Genomic DNA, 16,673 nt, shown 5'->3' with positions numbered 1-16,673 from the left:
CTATTTTATTCATCCATATCACCTTCATCATCTTCTAGCTCAGAAATCACATCTTTACCAAGGAAAGCAATATCGGTTTTGACTACATCTGGACGTTTGATCTTCTCAGATACTTGCACAGCGAGCTTCTCCCCCGAACGCCCCATTTTCACACGGAATGTCGGCAGCTCTTCAACAAACATTACCGCATGCTCGGGCATGTCGATAGGAATAATATCGCCAGGGCGCAGTTCCATCAGATCACGTAAGGAAATATCTTGTTCGAGCAAATCAACCCGAAAGTTAACCGGGACATCCATGATCTCTTCGCGTAACGCTGTACTCCAGCGCACGTCCGTTTCCATTTTGTCTGATTGAACACCCGCATCAAGCAGTTCACGGATGGGTTCTACCATAGAGTACGGCATGACCACATGGAAATCGCCACCACCGCCATCCACTTCGATATGGAAAGAACTGACGACAATCACCTCGGTTGGGCTGACAATATTTGCCATACTTGGGTTCACCTCTGAATCCAAGTATTCAAACTCAACCCCCATTACTGGGGACCAAGCTTCTTTGTAATCTTCAAAAACAATTTTTAGCAGCAGCTGCACGATACGTCGTTCAGTCGGCGTAAACTCACGCCCCTCGATACGTGCGTGAAAACGACCATCACCGCCAAAGAAGTTTTCTACCAAAATAAACACCAGCCGCGCTTCCATCGTAATAAGCGCCGTGCCTTTTAATGGTCTAAAGCGCACCATGTTTAAACTGGTGGGAACGTACAAGGTATTTTGGTATTCACCAAACTTCATCATTTGCACGCCGTTAATCGACACTTCGGCCGTTTTACGCAGCATGTTAAATAGGCTGATTCGCATATGACGTGCAAAACGCTCGTTGATAAGTTCGAGCGTGGGCATACGACCACGTACAATCCGGTCTTGCGAGGAAAAGTCAAACTCGACGGCACTCGTGTCCGTGGCAACATCTTCCTCTTCTACCTCATCGACGTCGTCGACGCCATGGAGGAGCGCATCGATCTCGTCTTGGCTTAGTAGATCAGTCACAGGTCACCTATTGCATTACAAAATCAGTAAACAAAACACGTTCGATGACAGGCTGACCAACAGCACGATTCAAACTCGCTTTGATATCATCGGTGGCTTTATCGCGCAGTTCAACACGACCATTTGCTGTGCGCAGTTGCTCTAATGTCGCGGAGGCAAAAGTACTAAGCAGCGAACTCTCAATCAGTGGAGAGTGGTAACGAGCAAGGTTTTCATTCTCGCTGCCTCGAACCATTAATTGAACCTTAATCTGCACAAGGCGATCCTTCTTATCCCCTGTCACATTAAACAGAAACGGTTGAGGGATATTAACATAGGCCACTGGATCAACAGGGGCTGCGGCCTGCTGGGCTGCCGCTTGTTGATCTTGGCTATCCTCGTCAGAGCCTAATAAGAAAAACGCAGCGCCACCGCCGCCCACTAGCAAGACGACCACCGCGATAATGATGATCAGGAGCTTACTTTTCCCTTTGGGCGCTTCTGTTTCGACTTCTTCAACTGCCATAGCTTAACGTTCTCTATTTGTTCATTTTTTATAGTTTAAGCGTAATAACTAATTCCATCACGCTTTGCCGCGACATTCAAATCAAGATTGATGTCTGGTTCAAGGTTTTCTTCACCTTGGAAGCTCTGACCGCTGCCTCCTTGACCAGATTGACCCTGTCCACCGTCTGCGTAACGTCTTTGTTGCTGACCAGAAGCTTGTTGTTGAACAGAGCTATCGCCCAGTTGGACCCCTTGCTGAGCGAGCATTTCGCGTAACCTTGGCATGGACTGTTCAATCACATCGCGTGCTTGTTGGTTTGCCACGGTGAAGTGGACTGTCGCGGCGTCTCCGTTCATATTCATGCGAATTTGCATACGGCCTAACTCTGGCGGGTCAAGGCGGATATCAATGTTTTTCAAATTCTTCGACATCATCATCTGCACGCGCTCAGCGACTTGTTCACCGGCGAACTCGCGATTAAGCTGCAAAGGTGCTTGAGCCACTTGTTCCGCTCTAGCTTGTGTCATTGCTGAGCTGCCTGGTTGCCCAGCAGCTTGCGCCAATTGGTGAGCAAAACCACTACCGCTTTCACCGCTCGACTGTGTGCCTCCTTTGCCGCCTGTTGCAAGTTTACCCACCGAGGCTGCGGCCTTAGCACCTAGCGCCGCTTTCAACAACGCTTGATCCTGATTCACTGCGACGTTAGGGGCGGCGGCAAGCTGCTGCAACTGGCTGGCTGCAAGGTCATTGGGCATAGGCACCGCTTGATGGCTGTTCGCTTGTAACGCCTGCTGCGCTACTTGAGATTGTTGATTGACTATTGCTTGGTGTACCGACTGAGCCACGGGCGCCTGTTGCGCTTTAGCGTGTAACTCCGGTTTGAGCTTTATCTCATCGCTTACCACTTGCTCAGTTGACGCCCAAGGAATAGCAGAGGCCATTGTCGCCGCAGCAAGTTCAGACGTGCTCTCTTTTTCACTGCCGTCGTCGACGATGGCGGTAGTGACCAACTCAGGAGCAAGCGGATTGAGTTTTTGTGGCGCTTCGCTGATAGCCGCGGCCGTCACACCGGCAGATACCACTGCACTCGGCGCAAGCGTGGCAGCAAGCACGTCGCTGTCGAGTTCGTTGCCCAGTTCAGTCTCTGTTACTTGGGAGACCTTGACAGGCTCTTCATTCGCAATATCGCTTTGCTCTGCGACGGGTTTTAGCGACGCTTGTTTGGGCTCAATAACAACCTTATCATCAACCTTATTGTCTTGGCCTTTGGCAACCAATGCTGCGCTCAGTGCCGCTTTAGCGTCTAGGCTTTCCTCACCATTTTCTGTTTTTTCACCATCTTTTGCCTCTGTCGAAGGCTGGATGAAACGCTGTGCAGAAGCTGGAATAGCCACGGTTTCCTGTTCAACATCGCTGCTCTTCACGCCGTTTTCGGCATCAACTTGTTTGCCTTTAAGCGCAGGTTCCTCGCTATCTACCGATTTTGCATCGACCGTCGATTGCGAATGCAGAGGAGTTTTTGCATTTTGTTCATGAGACGCCAAACTGATTTCTTCATCACCAGTAGAGCTCATTGCCTTGCCATTTGGCCCATCCACCTCAGTTTGCACCGTGTCACGGTTTGATTTTGGTGGCAACTCTTTGCCGTCCTGGGTTTTAAGTGCCCTATTCGACTCATCCAAACGCTGCAAAACTTGATCACTATCTGACACTATCTTGGCGGCGCTGCTTTCATCTGGTGGTGAGTCTTTAGCCGCCTGAGTTGGCTTCCCATCTTCGGCATCTTCACCGTCACCTTGCTCCAATAGCGCCTCAGTGGACTGGTTTTCCTCGACAGAGACCTTGGCTGAGCCTGTTTCACCGCCAGCCGCGACTTCTAAGTCGGTTTGACCTTTTTCATCAGAAGCAGGGGCATCACTCACCTCTTTACTACTGTCGCCTGTAATTAAAGCGGCAAGTTTGGCAAAAAAACCGCCTGATTCGGATGTTTCAGTCGTCGCCTCGCCACCTTCTGGGGCGACATTAGTCACTTTTGGACTCTCTGATACCGATGACAAGTTAATATTCATACGAGCTTCACTCACTTAATGCGCGAATTGAGCGCTATCTGGCACAGACACGCTAGACCCCCTGTAGGGCTCGGTGCTTGTGTGGTTACGCTTAGAGACGTGTTACGAGAGATACTCTGCAAAAAGTACGCCAGATACAAAGCCTGCTCGGGAGATACATCATTGGTGTGAGGCTAGTTCAAGCTCCGACGACCAAACTGAAGGGTAGAAAACTCATCCATTTGTTGTTGCTCTCGTCGATTTTGCAAGCGTTGATTTTCGTCGTGCTTTTTTTCAATTAACCATTCATATGAACGACGTTTTTTACGACACTCCAACCAATTTTGCTCACAGTTGTTCACTTGATCTATGAAATGCGTCTCAGCCTGTTTCTGCTTAGAAAGGGTCTCATCTAAGGTGGTTAAAAATCGATTAAGGTGGGAGTACTGGCTGGCCGTGAGCCCTTGCTGGCCGCGATCGACTAATTGCTGACAGTAGTCGAGACGATACTTTTCAATCTGTTCGAGTTGTTGATAATAACCATCAAGTTCATTGCGCGCTTGGCTAAGCGCCAACGCCGCTTGGTTTTCATGCTCTTTGGCTTGGTCAAGCAAGAACTCTAGCGCGTTGTCCATCGATTATCCTTCCCCTTGCAACAAATTACGTAGCATATTGACGCACATATCGTATGGTACTGTCTCTTTCATGCTTTGTTGCAAATAACCATCCAATTTAGGTTTGAGGGTAAACGCCCCATCTATCGCCTGATCTGTACCGGGCTTGTAAGCCCCTATCGAGACTAAATCTTGGTTCTTACGACATATCGACAGTACCTGCCTCACCGCTTTCGACATCAAGATGTGCTCTTCGGAGGTGATCTGTGGCATCACACGGCTGACCGATTTCTCAACATCGATGGCTGGGTAATGACCCGCATCCGCCATTTCACGCGACAGCACGACGTGACCATCTAATATTGCCCGCGAGGCATCGGCAATTGGATCTTGCAAGTCGTCACCTTCCGTTAGTACGGTGAAAAACGCCGTAATCGAGCCTTGGTCAGGGTTACCGTTACCGGCACGTTCAACCAGAGCCGGTAACTTAGCAAATACCGATGGTGGATACCCTTTCGTGGCGGGAGGCTCACCCACCGACAGCGCTATCTCACGCTGAGCTTGAGCAAAACGTGTCAGCGAGTCCATAAGTAGCAGAACATCTAGCCCTTGGTCACGGAAATATTCAGCAATAGTGAGTGCCGTTTGACAGCCTTTTAAACGCATTAGTGGTGAGGAGTCTGCAGGCGCAGCAACCACTACCGAGCGCTGGCGACCATCAACGCCAAGGATCTCTTCGATAAACTCTTTGACCTCACGCCCACGTTCACCGATTAGGCCTACCACGACTACTTGCGCAGTGGTCCCGCGAGTCATCATCCCCAATGTCACCGATTTACCCACACCCGATCCAGCAAATAAGCCAATTCGCTGACCTTTGCCGACCGTCAATAAGCCGTTAATGGCTTTAATACCGACGTCCAATGGTTCTGAAATCGGTTTACGTGCTAGCGGGTTAATAGGCTCAGCGTTAAATGCTGCGCGCTGCTCGGTATAGATAGGCCCAAGTCCATCAAGCGGGTTACCCACCCCATCAATGACACGGCCAAGTAGCTCCATCCCGACAGGTAGCCCTGATTCGCTGGTCATGGGTGTCACTTTAGCGCCTGGGAGCACACCCGTTATTTGTTCACTTGGCATTAAGTAAAGATTGTCACCAGAAAACCCGACCACTTCCGCTTCCGTCTCACCATGCATGGTTTCGACTTTGCACAGGCTACCAATGGGGGCGCGGCACCCTGTCGCTTCTAGTGTCAAACCGACCACACGCACCAACTTACCCGACGCCACTGGGCGACAGGTTAAACCTTGTGTTTTGTATTGAGATAGACGTTCCGCCAGAGCTAGCATCACTCACCACCTTGGTGACGATTCACTCCACAAAAACTTTGGATGACACTACGAATTCTATCTTCCATGCGATAGTTGACGCTCGACTCACCCGCTTCGATTTGCACATCCCCTCTATTGAGCGCAGGTTCGCTCATGAGCGTCCAATTGCGAAATTCGAGTTGCTCTTCACCGTAAGAAGAGCGGATGATTTCTACATCATCTGGGTGAAGTTTGAGCGTAATGGCATGGCCCGATATCGGCAGAGACTCCACCGACTGCTTGATGGTGTCGAGCACCACTTGAGGATTAGTTTGGACTTCGACATGGACGACTTCTTTGACCAAAGTCAGCACCATGTCGACCAACTGTTTTTCTACTTGAGCGTTCATTAGCTCAAGTGGCTGGGCAAACTGATTGGCAAGGTTGACGAACGTTTGCACCTGCTGCTGAATAAACTCTTGGCCTGCTGCAACGCCTTCAATTTTGCCCGCTTCTAAGCCTTCTTGCTTGCCCTCATCAAAACCTTGCTGTTTACCTTTGTCATAACCCTGCTTAAAGCCCGCCTCTTGGCCCTGATGAAGCCCTTCCTGATAAGCCTGCTGCTTGATCAGTTCTATTTCATCTTGTGTGAGCTCTTTAGGCGCCTCTTCTTTTACCGGCTCGGCGATCGGCATCCAGCTCGGGTCATAGTTCATCGCCGTTTCTTTGGCTTGGTTGTGAGTTTGCGCAGTGTAGTCAGGCATACCCCAACGTTCAGGTTTCTCTACCTGATCATCGTTATCCAGTCGTAAAAAACCGCGCTTTCTTTCCAAAGACATACAGACCTTAGCTATTCAACTTAGAGGAATTCATCCGCACCGCCGCCGAGCATGAGCTCACCAGAGTCGGCCATACGACGAGCGACTGCCAATACTTCTTTCTGTGCGGCTTCTACATCAGACACCTTGATTGGAGGCATCGCCTCAAGGTCATCACGCATCATCTCAGCAGCACGTTTCGACATGTTCTTGAAGATCTTATCTCGTAGTGCGTCATCCGCCCCTTTCAATGCACGCTGCAAGGCGTCTTGTGGCACATCACGCAGCAGTTTTTGAATACCTTGATCGTCCACTTCGATAAGGTTTTCGAACACAAACATGAGATCTTGAATTTGCGTCGCCATGTCTTCGTCTTGATCGCGAATCTGCTCCATCAAGATGCCTTCGACGTTGTTGTCCATGTAGTTCATGATCTCTGCTGCTGCTTTCAAGCCGCCAATTTTGGCCGCTTGCGCACCAGCTTGACCCGCAAACTGTTTCTCCATGATTTCGTTCAGCTCAGCCAGTGCTGACGGTTGAACTTCTTCAAGGTTAGCAATGCGCATCATCAAGTCGAGGCGGTCACGCTCGGCAAACTGAGATAGGATCTCCGCTGATTGGTCGGGATCGAGATATGACAGGACGATGGTCTGGATCTGAGGGTGCTCGTTGATGATAATGCTGGCTACCTGGCGTGGATCCATCCATTTCAACGAATCGAGACCTTTAGAGCCCGTACCCAACAGAATTTGGTCAACAAGGTTATTCGCTTTGTCTTCACCCAGCGCTGCAACTAAGGCATTGCGCATAAAGTCTTCACTGCCCATACCGATATTGGTGTATTTCTGGATATCTTCCAAAAAGGCACGATGCACGGCTCCGACTTTGTCTTGGCTCAAGTCTGCGGCGCGCGCCATCGCGCTACCAACACGTTGAACTTGCTTTGGCTCTAAATGGCGAATAATCCCTGCGGCATCTTCTTCATTAAGACTCAACAACAGGATAGCCGCACGCTCTTCGCCCGGTATACTTTCTATGTCGACGGAGTTTTCTACTACCTCACCGCCCTCATTTTGTGGAACTATTTCGTTAGGCATCCTGCATCCAATTCTTCACAACTTGTGCCGCTAGCTCTGGCTCGTTGGCAACCAAGGCACGCACCGCTTTCAGCACATCTTCATCTTTGTGTAAATTAGGCAAGTCGATACTTGAGCCAAACTCAAATAACTCACCACCGTCTAAATCGCCGCCGATTAGGCTAGTTTCGCCATCCGCACCGATTGGCAGGCCATCAGGGCCGTAAAGCTGCTCATCGTCATCCGAAGCAGGGTTGAGTAGTTTCTTCATCGCTGGGCGAACCAGTACCAAAACTACAACGATAATGACCAACGCGCTCGCAAACCAACGTATCCAATCGTTGAAGTTTGGATGCTCCCAGATTGGCACATCCGCCAACACCTCAACTTCAGGCTCTGCGAATTGCATGCTAAGCACATTGAGCAAATCACCACGCGCCTCACTGAAACCTACGGTTCCAACCAGCAACTGCTTAATAGAGTTTAGCTCAGCATCAGAAATCGGTTCATAACTCGTTTCACCTGTGTCTGGGTTAACCACAGCACGGTTTTTCACCGCGACTGCGACCGTTTGGCGATTAACAATCCCCGTTTGTCTGCGCTCATGGCTGATGGTCGTATCGAGCTCAAAGTTCCGTGTCGCCTCTTTGTGCACCGACCCTTGGCCAAGCAAACTTCCATCTTTCATTTGCGCGACATCTTGTGGGATAGAGGCATCGGCAGGTGGCTGATTACTTAACGCACCAGGTACGCCAGCAACCACATTACCGTTGTTGTAATCTTCAAGCGTGTACTCACTACGGGTGGCGGGGGTGTTGGGGTCAAAGCTTTTACGTGTTTGTTCAATCGCGCTGAAATCGAGCTCAATATCCACTTGAGCGGTGTAATTACCAAAGCCCAAAATAGGGATCAGCACAGAGTCAATTTTTTCACGTAGCGCTTGCTCTTGTTTACGCTCCATTTCGTGTTCTTTACGGCGCGCAGCAGAAGCTGGATCTTGAGAGCCAGAGCTCAGCAAACGACCATGTTGATCCGTGACCGTAATGCGATTAGGTTTCATACCCGGCACGGCGCTCGCCACCATATCAACCACAGAGTCGACTTCTTCTTGCTTTAAGTTGGTGCCAGTTTTAAGTGTCAAGAACACCGACGCTGATGCCTCTTGATTGTGACGAACAAACACACTCTGTTTTGGCAAGGCGAGCAGGACGCGAGCTTTGCGCACTTGCTTCATCTCTTCGATGGCTTTCGATAATTGACGTTCGCGGCTCAGCTTTAAACGCTCTTGTTCTAAGCGTTGAGAAACACCAAACCCCATGTCTTGCAATAAAATTTCATCACCGGCTTGTTTCTCTTGATTTAAGCCAGCACGAACCATGTCGAGTTTTAGGCTATTGTAGTCACTTGAGGGCACTAAAATGGTATTGCCATCGAGTTTGTAGTCGAATTTTTGTTGATCTAGATAATCAAGGACAGGAATTAATTCTTCTGTTTCGTAAGCGCCTAGTGGGCGCATTTCTGGCTCTTTGACCCAGAAAAACAGCATAACGATCAGAGCAACACAGATGGAGATCGACAGAACCAATACGACTTGACGCAGCAAGTCGAGGTCGCCGACTGCCATATCAAACTTTGAACTACTCTTTTCGTCCAGATCAGGGTTCTGGACATTGGTATCGAGATCAGTGGTTGCAAGCATTGCGCTGTCTGCACCGCCGTCGGCCACCGTGAGATCCGTTGATTGATTTTGCTCTGCCACAGACTTTACCTAACTACTTAAACCGGCATATTCATCAATTCTTTGTACGCTTCTACTAGCTTATTACGTACTTGAATTGTTGCTTCAAAAGCGACGCTGGATTTATTTCTGGCGATCATTACGTCAGAGAGAGAGACATCGGCATCACCACGGTCAAAACGGGTTTGTAGATCGCCGGAGACTTTCGAAAGATGATTGACATTATTGATAGCATTATTAAGCAGCTGACCAAAGTCCGCACCGACCGTTTGTCCTGTCGCCGCAGGTTTAGTACCGCTTGCTTCGAACATCATTGCTTGCATTTCGCTTTGAAAACCATCAACTCTCATCAAAACCTCGGTTGTCAACTCTTTGACATAAACATGTGCTGGACTTATGACGCTGCAATCCTCGTGCCACGTCGGTTGATAAAGGAAAATAACACGTTAGTTTGGAATATCAATCCCGGCATCACGCATTTTTGCTAACTTGTAGCGTAAAGTACGCGGACTAATACCTAGCTTTTCTGCCATCTCTTTGCGGCGACCATTACACTCCTCTAATGTTTCGAGGATAATGGCAAACTCTTGGTCTCTGAGCTCACCTCCAAGACCACTGCTTGAAGTGATATTCTTGCTCGCTTCTGCGATGGGCTTAATCTCTGGGATCACTGAGTTATCGCGACTTTCCACCGCGACTTGCAGGCTCGATGCATCTTGCCAATCGAGTCCTTCAAGCAAGATATGGCTAGCATCAATATGGCCATTTTCACTCAGGATCAACGCCCGCTGCACCACGTTGTCGAGTTCACGTACGTTACCTGGCCAAGGGTAAGCCATAAGTTTAGCCACCGCTTGAGGTGACAAAGTAGGCACTGGCAGACCCAGTTTTTGGCAATGGCGTTCAACTAAATGATTAGCCAATGGTTCGATATCACCTTGACGCTCGCTCAGTGCTGGCCAAGTGATCGGGAAGACATTGAGCCGATAGTATAAATCTTCGCGGAAATTCCCTTCTTGAACATACTGTTTAAGGTCCCGGTTACTGGTCGCCAATACGCGTACATCAAGCTTGATACTTTTGCGGCTCCCTAAACGCTCCACTTCACGCTCTTGTAGCACACGCAGCAGTTTCGCTTGCAGGTTAAGGTCCATTTCACTGATCTCATCGAGCAAAATGGTACCGCCTTGAGCTTGTTCAAATTTACCAGGACACGCTTGAACCGCGCCAGTAAATGCGCCTTTTTCGTAACCAAACAGGGTTGCTTCTAGCATGTTGTCGGGAATCGCGGCACAGTTAATCGCCACAAATGGGCCGTCTTTACGGTTAGACGCGTTATGAATGTAGCGAGACATTACCTCTTTACCCGAACCGCTTGGGCCTAACACCATCACGCTAGCGTCGGTTTTTGCCACCTTATCAGCCAGTGCGAGAAGCTTAATGCTTTTTTCATCCGCCACCACTGCATCGCCATTATCATCCGACTTAACTGGTGCATAACGACTGACCATGTTGAGCAGAACTTCTGGGGCAAAGGGTTTGGCCATGTAGTCAATCGCGCCATCTTTCATCGCTGACACAGCATCTTCGATGTTAGCGTATGCGGTCATCAGCAATACGGGTAAATTAGGCCAATGCTGCTTGATGTTGCGCAATAGCGCCAAACCGCCCATACCCGCCATCTGTACGTCTGAAACGACAATGTCCACACTGTTCGACTTGAGCTTGACTAAGGCATCTTCGGCACTATCGGCTTCGAGCCATTCGTAGCCAGCCAACGCCAACGTATCGACGAGAGCCTCACGTAGACCTTCATCATCTTCTACTATCAGGACCTTACTTTGAGCCATAGTCATTCTCCAGTGATTGGTTCTTGTTCAACATCAGGGTGACGCTCAAGCGGCAGGCACATAGTAAAGCACGCCCCCTCTCCCTGTTCTGAAATCAGTTCTAACCTTCCGTCATGTGCGCGGCACACCATTTGTACTACCGCTAAACCAAGCCCGGTACCTTGCGAACGGGTGGTGAAGAAAGGCTCCATAATCTTGTTTTTCAGCTCTTCAGGCACGCCTGGACCACTGTCTTGTACTGATATCCGAAGTTCACCCGAAACCGGACGACAAAACACATCCAACTGGGATCCTTTTCCTGAGATTTGAATCGCATTCATCGCCAGATTGCTCAGCGCAGAGGCGACCGCATTAGCGTTGCCAAGCAGTTGAGTCTGCTCCTGTTCCACTTCAAGGTGAAAATCAATGTGATTGTTTTTTAAGGCCGTCTCTATCATCGGGAAGAATTCCGTCATCAAGTCTTCAACGGTGAACGGTTTGACGACTTTGTTATCCCCACCTTTAGCGAACAACAACATGTCATTGACCTGCTTTTCTAGGTCATGCAATCGGTCCATCAGTTTGGTTTGAAAGCGATCTTTCGTTGCGGCGGGTAAGTTAGGCGCCGCAAGATTGGAGGCGTAGAGCATCGCACTCGACAAAGGAGTTCGAACCTGATGTGCCAGCGACGCTACCATACGGCCAAGTGAAGATAAACGCTGCAAATCACTAATCCGTGATTGCAATAAGCGTGTTTCTGTCAGGTCGGTAATCAAGATCAACTGTCCGGTCGTCGAGGCTGAAATCGCCAAACGCACTTTTCGCCCGTTACGAAGTGAAATCTCGTGACCGTCATCTTCACGCGGTGCAAACGCTTGTTGAATCACTTCGAACCACTTTTCTCCCACAAGCGGCACCTCCAACAGGCGTTGTGCTTCTGGATTTGCTTCCTGCACTGTACCTTGGGTATCAAGCAAAATGACCCCTGCTGGCATCACATCAAGAACCTGTTGATAACGTTCGACTTGTTGCTCCAGGGTACCCAGCGGTGTTGGATTATCAGTGGATGTTGTTGAGTGCATGACGTATTTCTGCCTTAAAAACTACAATAGCCTGTAATGCAAAAAGCACGCCAGGCTATTATTCTTTATTTTCAGTCACTTATAGAGAAGTCGATAAATTGACAGTCAATATTTGAACACTTTATCGCTGCAAGTTGTACTTGCGCATCTTCTCCACCAAGGTCGTACGGCGCATACCTAACATATCAGCCGCCCTCGCGACCACACCACCTTGAGCATCTAACGCTTGATTGATCATGTTCACTTCCAAATCAGCTAGCATCTCTTTCAAGTTAACCCCTTCAGGGGGTAAGCTTTGTGGTGCGTTATCATGTTGTTCAAACACATCGTTCGACTCGAAGCTAAAGTCTTCAGCAAAGATATCCTGCAGCGCATCACGCTCTTGCTCTTCGACCGATTCGCGGCTGTGATACTCAGGTTGGAATTCAGGAATATCACTATAACGATACTTGGTCGGTAAGTGATTGACGTCGACTAAACTGTTGGGATAAAGAATGATCATCCGCTCAACCAAATTCGCGAGTTCACGGACGTTACCCGGCCACTCGTGCTCCATAAGAGAATTGATCGATCGCGGTGTAAAACAGATCGGCTGTGCCCCTTCTGATTCCATTCGCGTCATCAACTCTTGAAGTAGCAACGGAATATCTTCTTTACGATCGCGCAAAGCAGGCATCTCAATCGGGAACACATTCAAACGATAGTAAAGATCTTCACGGAATGACTCGTCGTCAATCATCGACTCAAGATTGCGATGCGTTGCCGCGATCACGCGTACGTTAACGCGAATCGTGGTATTGCCGCCTACTCGTTCGAATGAGCGTTCTTGTAACACACGCAGCAACTTGACTTGCATCGGCATTGGCATATCACCGATTTCATCCAAAAACAGCGTACCACCTTCGGCCAACTCAAAACGACCTTTACGCGAGGTAATTGCGCCAGTAAACGCGCCTTTCTCATGGCCAAATAGCTCACTTTCGAGCAGATCTGCTGGGATCGCACCACAGTTAATCGGAACAAAAGGACCATTGCGACGCGCTGAATGATAATGGATATTGCGCGCGACGACTTCTTTACCCGTGCCAGATTCACCCAAAATCAATACGTTCGCCTCAGTACCAGAAACCTGTTCTATCAAATGACGGACATCTTTAATACCTAAGCTTTGGCCGACTAAACTACGAAATAAGGTGTTTTTGCGCGACGATGAAAGCACGTTCACGCCCTTGCGGCCTAAGAAGTCCTTACAATGGCGCAGCGCTTCACTTAATTGCGGGTAATTGAGAGGATATTCAAGTTCACCAACATAGTTAGTCAACTCATCAACAGGATAAGAGTGCTTACCAGCAATGAGTAATGGAATATGATTCGCTTGAGATAATCTATCGCTTAGCTCGGCAGATAACTGATGATTGTCCAGAGAACCTAGAATGCAACCAGCCCACACCTGTGACCAATCCAAGTCGTCAAGTTGATGAGACGAGATCGCCTCACACTGTTCTCCAACAAATTCTAAAATATTACTGAGATTGGTCCGTGCTTGCGCGTCATCATCAATCACAAGTAGTTTTGCTAAACCTTGCATAGGTGAGAATGTTTGCCTTTATTATGAAACGTTGTGGCTGGATTATGTTTCTAGCGTTACAAATAACTATAGTTGAGAAAGCTCGCTAGACAATGGATAAAAACTCAGCAACAAAAAAAGCCACTAGGCTAGTTAGTGGCTTCTATTCTATTTGATAAAAAAAATATGGCAACCAAGCAATTACTTGATGTGATGTTAGCCCAAAAGCGAACTGGGCCAGAGTTTACTCAGTGTATATTTATTCATCACTTAATTAGCGTTCGCTTACAACCCCACGTCTTGCGCAGTCAGATTGTGGTATTCCGTCGGGATCTGGTCCCATGCAGATTTGATTTCACGGATAATATCAATCACGTCGTCGATAGGTTGTGGGTCATTTTGATGATTCGCTTCTGTGATCTGTGTAATCATAAACTCATACAGTTGATCGAGATTTTGTGCGATGTCCCCACCATCATCCATAGAAAGACAACTGCGAAGACTGATGACAATATCAAGGGCCTTGCCCAGACGTTCACCTTTAACAGGAATATTGCCTGCAAGCATCGCCGCCTTGCCTTGAATCAAACGCTCTATCGCACCTGCCATTAGCATTTGTACAATTTTATGCGGGGAGGCCGCACTGAGCTGGCTATCAACCGATACCTTCTTGTAAGCCTGTAGTGAACCACGCATAACAAACCTCTTAATTTATAAAAACTTCTGATACTGCTGAACCGAGCGCTTACCGTGACGGTATTTTTTTAAAGCTTGACCAAATTCAGCAGTCTTTTCCTGCATCATCGCTACAACAGTCTGTGTTCGGGTGACCGCATCTTGCCACTGTTGTGAGCGACTAAGCTCTGGATGCGCCTGAAACGCTTCCAGTAAACTTTGCAATATCTGTTCCCTTGTATCGACTAGGCGTGCAATATCTTCAACACTTAGTTCGTCGACGGTCAAAGCGAGCTCAATTTCGTGATCTAAATCACTTAATTCCTTTAGCTTAGCTCCCACTTCCTTATCCAAGGGCATTCATCATCCCCGCCAACTGTGACTGCATTTTACTCGTCGCATCCTGCATCGCCGTAAATTTGGCGTGGGTGCGCTTCTCTAAGTTGTCCATACGGCGATCCAGTGCCGCTTGATCATCTTGGAGGCGGTAATTGCGCTCTACCATACTACGCTCGCGATTTCGGATCGACCCGGTCACGCCAGTGAGCCCCTGTATCGCGTCTTCGACTTTTTTAGCAAACCCCTGATTGCCACCAAAAAAATCAGCCAGCTTGTTAAAGTTATTGTTGAGCTGTTTGTCCAGCATGTCGTAATTGATTTCTAGGTCACCTTGGCGAGTGGTGGTGATACCAAACTCGGTCAACGTTTTGAGCTCTTCTGGAGCGGGTTCTACTCGCTGTGAAAACACCGCTTTGAGCCGCGAATCTGCACTGCGAACAATACTGTCTCCTGCCAAAGGCCCAGCCATACCTGTTCTAGGGTCGACGCCTGACAGCTCCTTACTGACTCGATAAAACTGATTGTAAGCGGCAACAAACTGTTCAATGTCGTCACGTACACCCTGGCGATCGTACTCAATATCAATTTCTGACGGCGCTTTACCCGGCCCAGAGCGACCTTTGAGCGTTAAATCAACACCGTCAATCGCATCTTCAATAATATTATTACTACTAGAGAGCTGCGCCACGCCATCGAGTAGTACTTTCGCATCTTGAGCAGACTGAACTTCTGTCATCCCTTGATAAGTATCAAAGGATCGTTGCGCTGCATCTAAATCGCGCTGAGCTTGGTCTATACGCTCTAAATACTCTCGCTCTTCTGGCGGTAATTTTGCTCGCTCAAGCTGTTTGGCTTGCTCGGGAGTAAGTTCACCTGACTCAACTCGTTTAGCCAGTCGCTCTTGCTCTTGCGCAACTTGCTGTTCGAGACGAGCTTTGGCCGCCTCAAGTTTGGCTTGCGCTTCTTTGGGTGTCACATAGGAGTCGGTTAATGTGCCAGACGCCGTATTGCTCCAACCCGGCACATCCGGAGCCTTTTCCAACGCTTTCGCATCGAGCTCAGCCTCTGGCTCCCAATAGGAGTCTAACAAGGTGCCGGATGCCGTCTCCGTCCAGCCTGGAATTCTCTCCGAGGGCTTAAGGTACTTGTTAGCTTCAATTCCCGCTTTCGCCGCCGCTGCCGTTGCGGCATTCGATAGTTCGTTTCCTGGTGTGGCCTCTTTGGCCGCATTGGGATCGACATTCATTGCCGCCTGTTTTGACGTTTGCGCAATTTCTTGATCGACAACCTTTGCCGCATCGATGATTTTTTGCGCAATTTTATCGGCAACTTTTTTCTCGGCAGGGTTCAAAGGCGCGATCAGTTCTTGAGCAGCAGCACGGGCGCGTTCAAGATCTTTCACTCGCTGCTCAAGGGTTTTGTATTCTAGAGATTTAAGTGTGTCGCCAGGCTTAGCCTCGACACGTAAAGAAATATCGTTGTCTGCTCCTGACACATTAGAAGCGACGATTAAACGAGGACCTTCAACGTCGTTGATGACGGCGGCGCGAACCCCTGGATTAGACTTGCTGTTGTTGATACTTCGAACAATGTCGATCAGTTTCGAGTTATCCTGAACATTAATGGAAAAGTTTTTTTCTCCGAGTGAAATCTGCAGCTTACCCGGGCCAAATTTCGCGTCTTCCGGTAGTACATCGGACGCAATTTTATGACTTTGGGCAAGCTGCAACACATCGATAGCATATCGACCAGCGATAGCGTCAGTGGTTGCTGTCGCCGATACGACCGCTTCGTCAGTTGACTCCACGGTTCTTGCGGCAAAAGCTTTCTCTTGTCGAAAGCTCGCCATCAAGTTTTTCATCGTATCCAGCGACTCTCTGAGTCGACCATAGGCACTGATACTGGAATCAATTTCGGCCCGCTCATTATCGATGCGTTGCTGTTTAGGAACACGCTCCGCATCAACAATTTTGCTGACCATAGAATTGATATCCATGCCAGAATTCATGCCTATTGGCCCAAAACTCATTCATT

15 protein-coding genes are annotated in these 16,673 nt (G+C 48.7%); all 15 read right to left on the bottom strand.

The window, feature by feature from the left end; all coding sequences use genetic code 11:
- Window positions 1-5 precede the first annotated feature (5 nt).
- Window positions 6-1,055 carry a flagellar motor switch protein FliM gene (gene fliM / locus FCU94_RS04350; RefSeq protein ID WP_176287315.1) on the bottom strand — a complete coding sequence of 350 codons (1,050 nt, stop codon included), beginning with the start codon at window positions 1,053-1,055 and terminating at the stop codon, window positions 6-8.
- A 7-nt stretch (window positions 1,056-1,062) separates the two neighbouring features.
- Window positions 1,063-1,560: a flagellar basal body-associated protein FliL gene (fliL, locus tag FCU94_RS04345; RefSeq protein WP_176287314.1), complete on the bottom strand. Its 498-nt coding sequence runs from the start codon at window positions 1,558-1,560 to the stop codon at window positions 1,063-1,065.
- Window positions 1,561-1,595: 35 nt separating this feature from the next.
- The gene (locus FCU94_RS04340) at window positions 1,596-3,611 is read right to left on the bottom strand and encodes a flagellar hook-length control protein FliK (protein ID WP_176287313.1); all 2,016 of its coding nucleotides are present in this window, start codon (window positions 3,609-3,611) and stop codon (window positions 1,596-1,598) included.
- Between the two features lie 173 nt (window positions 3,612-3,784).
- Entirely contained in the window at window positions 3,785-4,225 is a 441-nt protein-coding gene (fliJ, locus tag FCU94_RS04335) for a flagellar export protein FliJ (protein ID WP_176287312.1), read from the bottom strand.
- Between the two features lie 3 nt (window positions 4,226-4,228).
- Window positions 4,229-5,554, bottom strand: coding sequence for a flagellar protein export ATPase FliI (gene fliI, locus FCU94_RS04330; RefSeq protein WP_176287311.1), 1,326 nt, complete (start codon window positions 5,552-5,554; stop codon window positions 4,229-4,231).
- Window positions 5,554-6,354, bottom strand: a complete 801-nt coding sequence (gene fliH, locus FCU94_RS04325) for a flagellar assembly protein FliH (protein ID WP_176287310.1) — start codon at window positions 6,352-6,354, stop codon at window positions 5,554-5,556. The genes fliI and fliH overlap by 1 nt, the downstream gene beginning before the upstream one ends.
- Window positions 6,355-6,374: 20 nt before the next feature.
- A complete protein-coding gene (gene fliG, locus FCU94_RS04320; protein WP_176287309.1) occupies window positions 6,375-7,430 on the bottom strand; it encodes a flagellar motor switch protein FliG in 1,056 nt (351 codons plus the stop codon).
- Entirely contained in the window at window positions 7,423-9,168 is a 1,746-nt protein-coding gene (fliF, locus tag FCU94_RS04315) for a flagellar basal-body MS-ring/collar protein FliF (RefSeq protein ID WP_176287308.1), read from the bottom strand. Before fliF ends, fliG begins: the two co-directional genes overlap by 8 nt.
- 17 nt (window positions 9,169-9,185) lie before the next feature.
- Window positions 9,186-9,497, bottom strand: coding sequence for a flagellar hook-basal body complex protein FliE (gene fliE, locus FCU94_RS04310; RefSeq protein WP_176287307.1), 312 nt, complete (start codon window positions 9,495-9,497; stop codon window positions 9,186-9,188).
- A 96-nt stretch (window positions 9,498-9,593) separates the two neighbouring features.
- Window positions 9,594-10,997, bottom strand: a complete 1,404-nt coding sequence (locus FCU94_RS04305; RefSeq protein WP_176287306.1) for a sigma-54-dependent transcriptional regulator — start codon at window positions 10,995-10,997, stop codon at window positions 9,594-9,596.
- Window positions 10,998-10,999: 2 nt separating this feature from the next.
- Window positions 11,000-12,058, bottom strand: a complete 1,059-nt coding sequence (locus tag FCU94_RS04300; protein ID WP_176287305.1) for a sensor histidine kinase — start codon at window positions 12,056-12,058, stop codon at window positions 11,000-11,002.
- A 121-nt stretch (window positions 12,059-12,179) separates the two neighbouring features.
- Window positions 12,180-13,646 (bottom strand): sigma-54 dependent transcriptional regulator, encoded by a 1,467-nt coding sequence (locus FCU94_RS04295; RefSeq protein WP_176287304.1) that lies wholly within the window; start codon window positions 13,644-13,646, stop codon window positions 12,180-12,182.
- A 264-nt stretch (window positions 13,647-13,910) separates the two neighbouring features.
- The gene (gene fliS / locus FCU94_RS04290) at window positions 13,911-14,321 is read right to left on the bottom strand and encodes a flagellar export chaperone FliS (protein ID WP_176287303.1); all 411 of its coding nucleotides are present in this window, start codon (window positions 14,319-14,321) and stop codon (window positions 13,911-13,913) included.
- 15 nt (window positions 14,322-14,336) lie between these two features.
- On the bottom strand, window positions 14,337-14,660 hold the full coding sequence (locus FCU94_RS04285) for a flagellar protein FliT (protein ID WP_217906342.1): 324 nt from the start codon (window positions 14,658-14,660) through the stop codon (window positions 14,337-14,339).
- Entirely contained in the window at window positions 14,647-16,668 is a 2,022-nt protein-coding gene (fliD, locus tag FCU94_RS04280) for a flagellar filament capping protein FliD (RefSeq protein ID WP_176287302.1), read from the bottom strand. The genes FCU94_RS04285 and fliD overlap by 14 nt, the downstream gene beginning before the upstream one ends.
- Window positions 16,669-16,673 lie beyond the last annotated feature (5 nt).

The sequence above is a fragment of the Vibrio sp. JPW-9-11-11 genome, from assembly GCF_013369335.1.
Taxonomy (GTDB): Bacteria; Pseudomonadota; Gammaproteobacteria; order Enterobacterales; family Vibrionaceae; genus Vibrio.
Note: the sequence above shows the minus strand (reverse complement) of the source record. Positions and strands in the feature narration are given on the sequence as shown.